We start from the raw sequence: 12,581 nt of genomic DNA, 5'->3' as shown, positions 1-12,581 counted from the left end.
GGCCCACGCGCGGTCGGCCCAACGCGCGGTCAGCCCAACGCACGCTCGGCCCAGGCGTGTTCAGCCCACGACGGACGCGCAGGTCGTCGGCGTGGCCCGGCCCGGATCGAGGGCGTTGGCCACCTCGTGGAACGCGATCCGGTCGATCAGCCCGATCGCCACGTGCTCGGAGAGGTCCACCGCGCACAGGTCCTGGAGGGTGACGTTGCGTACGCCGGGCCCGGACAGGAACTGACTGCGGTACGGCGTGACCACCTGGTCGTAACGGGTGGCGATGACGGTGTACTTGACCCCGGGCACGGTGTCACCGCCCGCGTTGAGCTTGGTGAGGAAGTCCGATCCGGCGATCTGGTCGGCCAGCGCCGGGGTCTTCTCGGTCAGCAGGTCCTCCACGCCGGGGAAGTGCGGGAGCAGCTGCGTCAGACCGAGCAGGGTCGTGCCGTGGTTGTCGGGCGCGAGTCCGACCAGGGCGTTCACCTTCGCCGCCCCGCCGAGGAACTTGAGGTAGTGGCGGGGCATCATGCCGCCCTGCGAGTGGCCGACGATGTCGACCTTCGAGGTGCCCGTGGCGGCGAGCACCCGGTCGACGTACGCGCTCAGTTGGCCGGCCGACTTGTCGATGGGGCCGAGACCGTTGAAGAAGGGCACTCCGGGGAGCTGCCCGTAGTCGAGGGAGAAGACGCAGTAGCCGCGGTTCACCAGATACGGGGCGAGACCGAGCCAGTTGTCCACGGAGTTGGCGAAGGTGCCGTGGACGAGGACGACGGGCCGGGGGTGGGCGGTGGAGGGCTTGCAGGAGTAGTTGTTCCAGCCACTGCTCGCGGCGGCGGCGGCGGTGACGGTTGCCGGGGTCGCGGTGGGGGTGGCCGCGGCGGCGGGGGCGGTGGTGGCGACCGAGACCGCCAGCAGCAGTGCCGCCAGCGGTCCGAACGCGCGTTTCCAGGGCAGGCGTTTCCAGGGCAGCATCGAGCGATCTCCTCGCGGCTCAAGGGGAAAAGGCGATAGCTGTCAGCCCTGTGGCCCGGACCACACAATTGGCTGTGCTCATGCCAAGTTACGCACGAGTAAGAACGGGAAGGGAAGTTACGCGTCGGTAAAAACTGCCGGCCGGCGCCAGATCATGATCTCGGTCGGCGGCGGCTGCTCCGCGAAACGCCCGTCGGGCGCCGCCTCCCGCAGCAGCGCGCGCAGATCCCGCTCGAAGTCCGCCAGCCTGTCGCCGAAGAGATGCGGCGCGGAGTCGGACCGCGAGAACACCCACGCCACGACCTCGTCCGCCGGACGGTCGGCCACTCCCCCGGCGGGCACCACATGCCGCTCGAAGTCCACGAATCCGGCCCGCGCCAGGACCAGATCCTCCCGGCCCGGCGTGCCGCCCGCGAGCGTCCCCCGCCCCGCGCGCCGTACGGGGCCCAGATACCGGCGCACCAGTTCACCGATCCGCTCGTACGGCGGGGCGGGCCGCGGCAGCGGCGCCGTCGCGGCGGGCGGGTCCTTCAGATCGGCGACATGGACGAACGCGCCTCCCGGCACCAGCATCTCCCGCACGGTCGCGGCGACCTTGTCCCGGTCCGTCCAGTGGAACGACTGGGCGAACACCACCGCCCTGAACTCGCCCAGCCCGGCGGGCAGTTCCTCCGCGCGGGCGGCCACCCAGCGCGCGTTGTCCACCCCGCGCCGCTCGGCCCGCCGCGCGGCCCGCGCCAGCATGTCCTCGTCCGGGTCGACACCGATCACCTCGGCGACGTACGGCGCCACGGCGAGCGTCACGGTCCCCGGCCCGCAGCCGACGTCGAGCAGCCGCCCCCGCCCGTCCAGACCGAGGACGGCGGCCAGTGTCCTGGCGAGACCCGGGGCGTACGGCAGCCTGCCCCGCTCGTAGTGGGCGGCGCTCCCCCGGAACAGGGTGCTGTCCCACTGCCATCCGTCGGGCATGTCGATTCCGCTCCGCTCGTCGGGTGTGATCCGGGAACTCTAGGGGGTGTCCTCGAAGGAGCGCCGTCACGCGCGTACGGCCAGCGTGCCGGGCACGACCGCCCGCGGGCCGAATCGGGCACGGGCCCGGTCCGCCACCGCCTCGATCCGGCGCGCCCGGTCGTCCACGGGGTCGAACGTGAGCTGACGGGTGGCCCGTTCGGCCGGGGCCAGCCCCTCGGCGCGCAGCGACAGACCCCGTACCCGGGCCCGCTGGAGCCCGAGCGAGTCGTGGATCCGGTAGGCGGCGGCGACGAGGGCGACGGAGTGCGCGGTGGATTCGCGCAGCGCCCGGGTACGGGTGGTCGTGGACCGGTCGGCGTAGCGCACCGTGAGGGTCAGGGAGCGGCACACCTGCCCCTCGGTCCGCATCCGGCCGCCCAGCTCCTCGGTGATCGACAGCAGCGCCGCCCGGTGCCGGCTCTGGTCCAACTCGTCGTACGGGAAGGTCCGTTCGGCGGCGAGCGAGCGGGCGGACGCGTTCGGGACGACCCTCGTACGGTCGATGCCGTGGGCCCTCTCGTACACCTCGCGCCCCGTCCGCACCCCGGCGACCCGCTGGAGTGTCGACAGCGGTACGGCCGCCGCCCTGCCGACGGTGCCCAGTCCGTACGAGCGGAGCGTACGGGCGGTCGCCGCGCCGACCCCCGGCAGCGCGGCGACCGGCAGCGGCCCCAGGAACTCCGCGACCGCCCGCGGCTCGTCCGGCACCGTCAGCGTGGTGCCCGGCGCCGCCGCGCGCGCGGCCATCCTGGCGAGCATCGGGGTGGCGGCGACGCCGATCGCGCAGCCGGCCCCGACATGGGCGAGCGCCCGTACCCGCAGGACGGCGGCGATCTGGGCCGCGTCCTGCCCGAAGTACCGCTCGGCGCCGCGCACATCGACGAGCGCGGAGTCCGGTGGCAGCGCCTGGACGACCGGGCTGAGGTCCTCGATCAGCCCGAGCAGGGCGGGCAGCGCGGCCTCGATCCCGGTCCCGGTCTCGGCCTCGTGGTGGAACCGGTGGAACCGTACACAGAGGATCATCCCGCGCTCCCCGGGCTCGCGTGCCAGAACTTCCTTCCGGTGGGCATGCCTTCACCGGGTGGCTGGAGATCGGCCCAGGGGTTCATCGCGTAACCCGTGGGCATCTCGATACGCCGCCCGTTGTCCGCCGTGCTCCCGGGATCCGGTCCCGGCGGCGGCGCGTCGAGCGCGGCGGCGACGGCCTCCAGGCCGCCCTTCTCCCGGAGTTCGACCAGCTCCGCCAGATTCCAGGCCGCCGCGCCGACCACGCTCAGGCTCCGCGCGCCGCGCCGCTGCACCACCCCGCGCACCAGCAGCAGCCAGGAGTGGAACACGGTGTGCGCGCACGCCTCGTGGCTGTCGTCGAAGAAGGCGAGGTCGACCAGGCCCGTACCGTCGTCCAGCGTCGTGAAGATGACCCGCTTGCCGGAGCGGATCGGCGGGGTCTGGGTGGCCACCTTGGCGCCCGCGACCAGGACGGTGGCGCCGTGCGGCGCCTCCCGCAGCCGTTTGGCCGACAGCACGCCCAGCTCCTTCAGGAACGGGTAGTGGTCCGCCATCAGATGGCGGGACGCGTCCATGCCGAGGACGCCCAGCTCGGCGCTCAGCCGCTCCGCGTCGCCCAGGTCGGGCAGCCCCGCGGGAGCCGTCCGCCGCCCTCCTTCCAGGGGGAGTTGGTCCCCATGGGCGCCCGCGCGCCGGGTGGCGCCGTGCAGTTCCGACAGATGCAGCAGCAGATCCCGCCGGTTGGCGCCGAATCCGTCCAACGCGCCCACCTGCGCCAGCCGTTCGGCGACCGGGCGGCCGGGCCTGGCGCGCTGCCAGAAGTCCAGCAGCGAGGTGTAGGGCCGGCCGGCCTCGATCCGCGCGGTCTCCGCCTCGCTGATGCCGTGGACATCGGAGAACGCGAGCCGCACCCCCCAGGTGTCACCACCCTCACCGGACACCAGTTCGATTCGATGGACCGCCGCCGACCGGTTCACGTCCAGCGGCAGCACCGGCACCCCGCGCCGCCGCGCGTCCGCCAGCAGCAGCCGCTTCGGATACATGCCGGGGTCGTGCGTCAGCAGCCCGGCGAGGAACGCCGCCGGATGGTGCGCCTTGAGCCAGGCCGACTGGTACGTCGGCACGGCGAAGGCGACGGCGTGCGCCTTGCAGAAGCCGTACGACCCGAAGGCCTCGATGATCTCCCAGGCGCGGGCGGTGACTTCGGGGCTGTACCCCTTCCTCCCGGTCTCCTCCTCGAACCAGACCTTGATCCTCGCCTGCGACTCGGGATGGGAGAGCCCTCTGCGTATCTTGTCCGCCTCCTCCAGGCCGCAGCCGGTCATGGTGTCGACCATCTTGATGATCTGCTCGTGGAAGACGACCACGCCGTACGTCTCGCGCAGCGCCTCCTCCAGATCGTCGTGCGGATAGCGGATCGGCGCGCGGCCGTGCCGGGCCTCGATGAAGGGCCGCACCATGTCGGCGGCGACGGGACCGGGCCGGAAGAGCGAGATGTCGACCACCAGGTCGTGGAAGGTGGCGGGCTGGAGCCTGCCGACCAGATCGCGCTGGCCGGGCGACTCGATCTGGAAGCAGCCCAGGGTCTCGGCGGAGCGGATGAGGTGGTACGTCTCCGGGTCGCCCGCCGGCACCTGCGCCGGATCGTCGATGTCCGGCGTCGTTCCCGTGGCGCGCCCGATCTCGGCGACCGCGTGCGCCATCGCCGACTGCATCCGCACACCCAGCACATCGAGTTTAAGCAGCCCCATCTTCTCGACGTCCTCCTTGTCGAACTGGGACATGGGGAAGCTCTCACCGCTGGTGGGCACGGTCGGTGTACGGCGCAGCAGCGAGGCGTCGGAGAGCAGCACGCCGCAGGGGTGCATGGCGATTCCGCGCGGCAGCGCGTCCAGCGCCTCCACCAGGTCCCACAGCCGGCCGTGCCTGGTCCCCTCCTGCCGTGACTCCTTGGCCACCTCGCGCAGTTCGGGCAGTTCGTCCATCGCCGCGCGGGCGTCGCGGGCCCGGATGTGCGGGAAGGACTTGGCGATCCGGTCGATCTCGGCCGGGTCCATGGACAGGGCGGCGCCCACGTCGCGTACGGCGTGCCGGACCCGGTAGGTCTCCGGCATGGCGACGGCGGCGACCCGCTCGGGGCCGAAGCGGTCGAGGATCGCCCGGTAGACCTCCAGCCGCCGGGCGGACTCGACGTCGATGTCGATGTCCGGCAGTTCGAACTTTCCTTTCGGATCGGTGAGTCTGCGCTCATTGAGGAAACGTTCCATCAGCAGTCCGTGCTCGACCGGGTCCGCGTGCGCGATCCCCAGCAGATGGTTGACCAGCGAGCCGGCCCCGGAGCCGCGCGCCGCGACCCGGATGCCCATCTCCCGTATGTCGTCCACCACTTGGGCGACGGTGAGGAAGTACGAGGGGTAGCCGAGCCGTTCGATCGTGCCCAGCTCGGCCTCCGCCCGCCGCCAGTACTCCACGTCCCGGTCGTAGCCGCGCCGCACCAGGCCGGCGGTCACCCGCGACCGGAGCACCCGCGCGGCGGTCCGCCGGTCCGCGCCGACCAGTCTCGGCTCGGGGAAGTGGACGGCGCCGAGACCGAGATCCCCCCTGGGGTCGACCCGGCAGCTCTCGGCCGTCTCCCGGGTCATGGCCAGCAGCCGGCGCGCGGTGCCCGGCCCGAGCCCGGCCGACTCGGCCACCAGCTCGGCGGTACGGGCCATCGCCGCCGGATCCTTCAGCCAGCGCTCCCCGCTGTCCAGCGCCTTGCGCGGATCGATGGGCACCAGCCTGCGGGCCGCGTCGAGGACATCGGCGACCGGGCCCTGGCCGGGGTCGGCGTAGCGTACGGCGTTGCCGAGCACGGCCCGTACGCCGTGCTCGACGGCGAAGCCGAGCGTACGGGCCGCGTGCCGCAGCGATCCCGGCCCGGTGCCCTGCCGGCCGTGGTGGACGACCTCCAGACGCAGGGCGTCGCCGTAGATCTCCCGCCAGGAGGCGAGCAGCCGGGCGGCGTCGCCGGTCCGGCCGGCGGCCAGCGCCCGGCCGATGCCGGAGTCGGGGCCGAGGAGTACGGCGACGCCCGCGCCGTGGTTGTCCCGCCAGGGGAGCAGCGGGCCGCTGTGCCCGGCGGCGTGCGCGGTGGTGACGAGCCGGCACAGGTCGGCCCAGCCGGCGGCGCCGTCGCGGGCGAGGAAGACGGTACGGGGCGCGGACTCGTCGATGAAGGCGCCGCCGCGCACCGGGGTACGCCGCCGTACGGCCGGACCGGCGGCGCCACCCGCCGGTTCGGCCACCGCGAGCTCCACCCCGAACAGCGGTCTGATCCCCGTCTCCTCGCACGCCTCGGCGAAGCGGACGGCGCCGCCGAGGGTGTCGCGGTCGGTCAGGGCGAGGGCGCCCATGTCACGCGCGGCGGCGCTCCTGGCGAGCTGTTCGGGGTGGGAGGCCCCGTACCGCAGGGAGAACCCCGAGACGGTATGGAGATGCGTGAACCCGGTCATCCGCACCTCCTGATCGATCCGTTCCACCTCCCCCGCTCCCACCATAGAGAGTATCGAACGTTTGTGCGACATCATGGCCCGTCAGCCATTCAGACCCTCCCCACCTGCGGGAACACCGGGTGCGCCGGAGCGTGGGGCCATGACTCGCGAAGGCACGACTTTCGCCGACGAGGTACGGGGGGCCGTCACCGTACGGGCCGCGCTGCTCGTGACCGGCGTACTGGTGCTCCAGATGCTGTTCATCGCCTCCTACGTCGGAGCGCTGCACAGCCCCAGGGCGAAGGACGTGAAGGTCGCCGTGGTCGCGCCCCAGCAGATCGCGGACCGGCTGGCCGCCGAACTGCGGAGGCTGCCGGGCGGCCCCCTCGACCCGCGCACGCTCACCGACGAGACGACCGCGCGCCGGCAGATGCTGAACCGGGACATCGACGCCGCCCTCGTGGTCGACCCCCGGTCGGCCCAGGACACACTGCTGGTCGCCTCCGGTCAGGGGTCGACCGAGACCCAGCTGCTGCTGAGGATCTTCGGAGAGGTCGAGAGACAGCAGCAGCGGTCCCTCGCGGTCGACGACGTCGCGCCCGCCTCCGGGAGCGACGCCGACGGCCTCTCCTCCTTCTATCTGGTCGTCGGCTGGTGCGTCGGCGGCTATCTGTGCGCGGCGATCCTCGCGATCAGCGCCGGCTCCCGGCCCGCCAACGGCCGCCGGGCGGTGATCCGGCTGGTGGTCACGGGTCTGTACGCCGTGCTCTCCGGGCTCCTCGGCGCGGTCGTCGCCGGCCCGATCCTTGGCGCGCTGCCGGGCAGCGTCCTGGGGCTGTGGGGGCTCGGCGCGCTCACCGTCTTCGCGGTCGGCGCGGCCACCCTGGCGCTTCAGGCCGTCTTCGGGATCGTCGGCATCGGCCTGGCGATCCTGCTGATCGTCGTCGCGGGCAATCCGAGCGCGGGCGGCGCCTTCCCGCTCCCGCTGCTGCCGGACTTCTGGCGGTCGATCGGCCCCGCCCTGCCACCGGGCGCGGGCACCTGGGTGGCCCGCTCGATCGCGTACTTCCACGGCAACGCGGTCACCGGGCCGCTGCTGGTGCTCTCCGCGTGGGCCGTGGTGGGGACGGCCCTCACGCTGGCGATGGCGGTGCTGCGCGGCAAGGGCAGGGGGCCGGGGTTGGCCCCGCACGAGGACACCCGGCCGGACACCCCGGACACCCCGGACACCCCGGACACCCCGAACACCCCGGACGAGCCGGCCGCCCCGGGGTCCCCGGGAGGGTCCTCGGTGGCGCCGTAACGGCACCGAGGAGCCTCGGGGCAGCGGAAAGCCCGGCCCGCCGATCACGGCGGGCCGGGCTCTGTGATTCCGTACGGTCAGCCGACCGTCAACCGGTTGTCAACCGGCCGTCGGCTTCCGTCAGCCGATCGTGGCACCGAATGCCGCGAGCGCCTCCGGCACCGGCTGGAAGAACGTCTCACCGCCCGAGGAGCAGTCGCCGCTGCCGCCCGAGGTCAGACCCAGCGCGGTGGTACCCGCGAAGAGCGAGCCGCCGCTGTCGCCGGGCTCGGCGCAGACCGTGGTCTGGATGAGGCCCTCGACGACGTCGCCGCCTCCGTAGTCCACGGTGGCGTCGAGCGCGGTGACCTCACCGTCGTGCACCTGGGTGGTGGAGCCGCTGCGCGAGACCGCCTGGCCGACGGTGGCGTCACCGGCCTCCGTGATCTCCTGCGTGCTGCCGTCGTACAGGTCGACGGCGCTCGGGGCGTCCGTCGAACCGGTGTACTCGACAAGGGCGAAGTCGTTGCCCGGGAACTGCGAGTCGACCATGGAGCCGATCTCGGCGCCGCCGGCGGAGTCGGACCACGAGCTGCCCGCCGTGCCGCAGTGGCCGGCCGTGATGAAGTGCGGCGCGCCGCCCACCGTCACGTTGAAGCCGAGGGAGCAGCGGCCACCACCGGAGTGGATGGCCTCGCCGCCGGCGATGAACTTCTTGAACTCCCCGGCGGTCTTCTTCAGTTCGGCCTTGGCGCCCAGCTTCTCCACGGCCTTGGTGAGCTTGGTCAGCGCGGCACCCTTGACCGTGCTGTCCGCCGTGACGACGACCTTGTTCGACACCGGGTCGACGGCCACGGCCGTGCCGGGAGTGCTCGCCTTGCCCGTGAGGGAGCCGCGGGCGTCCTTCAGCTCGACGAGGGAGTGCGCCACGACCTTCGCCTTGGCACCCGCCTCGCGCACGGTCTCGGCGGCCTTGCCGTCGACGACGTTGACGACCAGGGCCTTGGTCTTGCTGTCGTAGTACGAACCGGCCGTGTCGCCGCCGAGGTCGCCGACGAGGGTCGATGCGAGCTTTCCGGCCGCCGGCGCCGACAGTGTCTTCACCGTTGTCGTGCCGGTGTCCTCACTGGCGTTCGCAGTCTGGAAGGAAATCCCGGCCACTGCCATGGCCGCGACGGCGCTACCGGCTATCGCCGCGCGCTTCCTGGAAATGCGTCGGTGCTTCAACTGGTACCTCCTGTGGGGGCCGCGTCATCGCATGTGGGGTGCGGTGACACGGAGGACGAGGCGCCCACTATTCCTAAACTCGCCAGTAGCACACAAGGTCGACTTCAGGACGTGCACATGACGGGTTCATTTCCCTCCCGCCCCGTTCACGTGCGGAGGTCAGAGCCGGGCCGTTCCATTCGTAAACACTCGGTGCAATCAACGGTTCGGCAGCGGGTGAGGACTAGTCCTGTCTTGAAATCGACCCCCTAGTGCGGGAGTTCGTCCCGGAAACGCGTCGAGTCCCCGCCCGGAGCTCTCGGGCGGGGACTCGTCTCAGCTCAGTGCGGGGGTGGTGCTCAGGTGATGCTGACGCCGTACGCGTTCAGCGCTTCGACGACCGGCTGGAAGTACGTCGTACCGCCGGAGGAGCAGTTGCCGCTGCCGCCCGAGGTGAGGCCGATCGCGCGGCTGCCCGAGTAGAGCGGGCCGCCGCTGTCGCCGGGCTCGGCGCAGACGTTGGTCCGGATCAGACCGGAGACGACGTCGCCGCCGCCGTAGTTGACCGTGGCGTTGAGGCCCTGGACGCTACCGCTGTGGGTACCGGTCGTGGAGCCGCGACGGGTGACCGACATGCCCACGGTGGCGTTGGCCGCGCTGGTGATGTCGATGCTGCCGACGGTGCCGGGGCGCGGGACCGAGGCGTTGGAGTAGCGCACGATGCCGTAGTCGTTGCCCGGGAAGCTGGAGCCCGCCGTCGGACCGATGAGGGTGGTGCGCGCCGAGTTGGTGTACCAGTTCGGGTTGCCCTCGGTGCAGTGACCGGCGGTCAGGAAGTAGTCGGTGCTGCCGCTGCGTACGTTGAACCCGGCCGAGCAGCGTCCGGTGGGCGAGTAGATCGCGTCGCCGCCGGAGAGGAGCTTGGAGAGCTTGCCGGGCGTCCGCTTGATCTGCACGGCGCCGGCGTTGGCACCCGCCTCGCGCTTGATCTCGGCGATCTCCGCCTTGCTGACGGTGGAGTCCGCCTCGACGACGAGGGCGTTCGTCGTCTTGTCGACGTACCAGGCGGTGCCCGCCACGTCGGCACCCAGGATGGCGTCGCTCGCCGCCGTGAGCTGGGTCGCACTGAAGGTCTGGGGCGTGTCGGCGATCGCCGTCGGGGCGGCGAGCGCTGCTGCGGCCACGAGACCAGTGGTGATGGCGAGCAGACGCGTACGTCTCGCGATACCACTGCGGGGGGTGGTGCGCTTGATCCTCACGTTGGTTCCTCCGAAGGAATCTGGGGCCGAATTGGGGTGGTCCGGCCCGTGAGGCGCAGTCGGGGACACGTCCGGATTCCGGATATGCCGTGCCCCTGACAAGCGCTGTGAGGGGAGTATTGGATGAGCCAACTGGCCACGCAAGGGCGCCTTTCGGCCAGCACCGGACCGTCGCACCAGCCGGAATACCGCTGAAGTGCCTTGAAATCGCCCCGTCGACACGGCTTCCGCGTTGCCCACATGGTGGGACAAACCCGGTCCGCGCGACCCGGTCCGGGGCCGCTCCCGGGCCACGGAGACCCGGTGGAGACCGAGAATCCGCTCCTCCGCCGGGGCGGAGGAGCGGAGACGGCCGGAATTCGCCCTTCCGGGTAGCCGGAAGGAACTCGGCGGCCGGACGGGGCCCGGCGGCCGGAAGTGGACTCAGCAGTCGCAGCCGCAGTCGCAGCAGTCGCAGTCGCAGTCCCGGCAGCAGCCCTCACGCTTCTTGCGCGACCACGGACCCTCGTACTCCTTGGCACAGCAGAGCCGGCAGGTGCAGCAGAGACCGATCGCCACCGCGCAGCCGGCCCAGAAGCCGCGCCGCTTCGGCGGCGGGGGCGGCTCGTGCGAGGGGTTGGGGCCGAGGTCGCGGGGGCCGCGAGGGCCACCGGGCCCGCCGGGGTCCCCGCCGCCGTAGGGATTGCCGCCGCCCTGGCCGCCGTACGGATTCCCGCCCCCGTACGGATTGTTCGCCCCGTACGGGCTCCCGCCCTGCCCTGCGTACGGATTCCCCTCCCCCGCGCTCGCCTGCCCCTGGTGCGAGCAGGAGGACGTCCCGAAGGCGCGGTCGACGGAGGTGCTCAGCTCGTGCGCCAGCAGCACGTGCGCCAGCTTGTCGTCGACGAACTCCGCGTCGCGCAGCGCCAGCCGGATGCCGTGCAGCGCGTCGTCCGCGAGCCGGCGCGCCTCGGCGAGCGAGGTGCCGGTCGCCGTGAGCGGGTTCCAGGCGCCCGACGCGGCGTCAGTTCCCCGGTCCTCCACGGCGTCCAGCAGATGCGCGAGACGCCCGAAGAGCCGGCCCGCCTCGGCGAGCGGCGCCATGTTGCCCGGCCGGCCCGCGAGTACGGCGGTGTGCGCGAACGCGGCGGCCGTCGCCGTCTCGGTCGGCTCGGTGACGGTGAGCAGCGAGGTGCCCGGCCCGGCGACGGCCTCGATGCCGGTCTGCCGGTCGACCGCGTCGACGAGCACCGCCGTGTCGAAACCCAGCTCCGCGCCGGTACGCGCCCCCGCGCGGTCCCAGCCGCCGGCGATCCGGCGGGCGGCGAGCGCCACCGGCCGCCGCTTCAACACCCCGTCCCCGTCGGCGACGTGGTCCCGTACCTTCGCGGAGGCGAGCACCAGCGACACGGCCGCGGCAAGGCGTGCTCCTTCGCCTTTCGCGACCGGAGCGGTTCGCATCCCGCGAAGTGGGCAGGGGCCAGCTGTACGGCGCCATCCGGTGCTGCGCTCGGCCTGAGCCTCCGTCAGAACGGAGACGATCAGGCCGTCATAGTTGGTGACGATGCGGGAGAACTGTCCGTGGTCCGAGCGAAGTGCCAGGCACAGCCCGCACAGATGAGCCATCCACTCCGTTCTGAGTCCTTCCGAGAGTCGATGGCTGCATGGCCTCACAATTCCGAACACGACGGTCCCCCAGGTGTCGTCGGGCGGTGCGCCGGGCGTCGTGGCGAGCGGTCCGGTTCACCCGTACGTCCCCACCGTCACCCGTCTGGCTGGACGTTCATATTTTCATTACGTCAGGCCCCGTACACAGGAAGAAACCTGACGAATCGCCATATCTTCTGCACCAGTACCGTCACGAATCCCCTGCGTGGCGACAATCCACTTGGCGCGCAATCCGCATCATGGACAACCATAGGGATGCGGAACCACAAGCGACCGCGGTGAAAGGAGGCGTCCATGGGATCGGTGCGCAAGGCGAGTGCCTGGCTGGGCCTCGTTGAGGACAACGACGAGCGTTACTACGACGACGAGTACTCCGAGGGTGCCGAGAGCAACGACACCTGGAAGACCGATCCGCGGGTGCGGATCGCCGCCGAGGCCGCTCCCGAACAGGAGCGCAGGATCGCCACCGTCTCGCCGGAGAGCTTCCGGGACGCGCGTGGCATCGGCGAGATGTTCCGGGAGGGTGTCCCGGTCATCCTGAACCTCACCGCCATGGAGCCCGCCGACGCCAAGCGCGTGGTCGACTTCGCCGCCGGACTGATCTTCGGTCTCCGCGGCTCGATCGACCGGGTCGCCACCCGGGTGTTCCTGCTGACCCCCGCCGACACCGAGATCGTCAGCGGGGAGTCGAAGGCCCACGGGCGGGACGGCTTCTTCAACCAGAGCTGA

General features: G+C 72.0%; 9 protein-coding genes. 2 read left to right on the top strand and 7 right to left on the bottom strand.

The window, feature by feature from the left end:
• Nucleotides 1-60: 60 nt before the first annotated feature.
• From ACFYNU_RS23120 to ACFYNU_RS23105, 4 genes are all read right to left on the bottom strand, one after another.
• Nucleotides 61-966 (bottom strand): alpha/beta fold hydrolase, encoded by a 906-nt coding sequence (locus tag ACFYNU_RS23120; RefSeq protein ID WP_356588359.1) that lies wholly within the window; start codon nt 964-966, stop codon nt 61-63.
• A gap of 117 nt (nt 967-1,083) precedes the next feature.
• Nucleotides 1,084-1,935 (bottom strand): class I SAM-dependent methyltransferase, encoded by an 852-nt coding sequence (locus ACFYNU_RS23115; protein WP_356588357.1) that lies wholly within the window; start codon nt 1,933-1,935, stop codon nt 1,084-1,086.
• A 66-nt stretch (nt 1,936-2,001) separates the two neighbouring features.
• Nucleotides 2,002-3,000 (bottom strand): hypothetical protein, encoded by a 999-nt coding sequence (locus ACFYNU_RS23110; protein ID WP_356588355.1) that lies wholly within the window; start codon nt 2,998-3,000, stop codon nt 2,002-2,004.
• On the bottom strand, nt 2,997-6,479 hold the full coding sequence (locus ACFYNU_RS23105; protein ID WP_356588353.1) for a DNA polymerase III subunit alpha: 3,483 nt from the start codon (nt 6,477-6,479) through the stop codon (nt 2,997-2,999). Before ACFYNU_RS23105 ends, ACFYNU_RS23110 begins: the two co-directional genes overlap by 4 nt.
• 139 nt (nt 6,480-6,618) lie before the next feature.
• Here ACFYNU_RS23105 and ACFYNU_RS23100 point away from each other — a divergent pair, with 139 nt between their 5' ends.
• The gene (locus ACFYNU_RS23100) at nt 6,619-7,761 is read left to right on the top strand and encodes a DUF3533 domain-containing protein (protein WP_356588351.1); all 1,143 of its coding nucleotides are present in this window, start codon (nt 6,619-6,621) and stop codon (nt 7,759-7,761) included.
• 120 nt (nt 7,762-7,881) lie between these two features.
• Here the strand turns inward: ACFYNU_RS23100 and ACFYNU_RS23095 are convergent, their stop codons facing one another.
• The 3 genes from ACFYNU_RS23095 to ACFYNU_RS23085 form a co-directional block, all read right to left on the bottom strand.
• Nucleotides 7,882-8,967, bottom strand: a complete 1,086-nt coding sequence (locus ACFYNU_RS23095) for a S1 family peptidase (protein ID WP_356588349.1) — start codon at nt 8,965-8,967, stop codon at nt 7,882-7,884.
• Between the two features lie 338 nt (nt 8,968-9,305).
• Complete coding sequence (locus ACFYNU_RS23090; RefSeq protein ID WP_356588347.1) at nt 9,306-10,205, bottom strand: S1 family peptidase; 900 nt, start codon at nt 10,203-10,205, stop codon at nt 9,306-9,308.
• A gap of 423 nt (nt 10,206-10,628) precedes the next feature.
• The gene (locus ACFYNU_RS23085) at nt 10,629-11,870 is read right to left on the bottom strand and encodes a DUF5685 family protein (protein ID WP_356588345.1); all 1,242 of its coding nucleotides are present in this window, start codon (nt 11,868-11,870) and stop codon (nt 10,629-10,631) included.
• 276 nt (nt 11,871-12,146) lie between these two features.
• On the opposite strand from ACFYNU_RS23085, the gene ACFYNU_RS23080 reads away from it, so the two are divergent.
• The gene (locus ACFYNU_RS23080; protein ID WP_356588343.1) at nt 12,147-12,581 is read left to right on the top strand and encodes a cell division protein SepF; all 435 of its coding nucleotides are present in this window, start codon (nt 12,147-12,149) and stop codon (nt 12,579-12,581) included.

This window comes from Streptomyces sp. NPDC006643 (assembly GCF_042870175.1).
Taxonomy (GTDB): domain Bacteria; phylum Actinomycetota; class Actinomycetes; order Streptomycetales; family Streptomycetaceae; genus Streptomyces.
The sequence above is the reverse complement of the archived record's forward strand: the minus strand, read 5'-3'. Positions and strand labels throughout refer to the sequence as shown.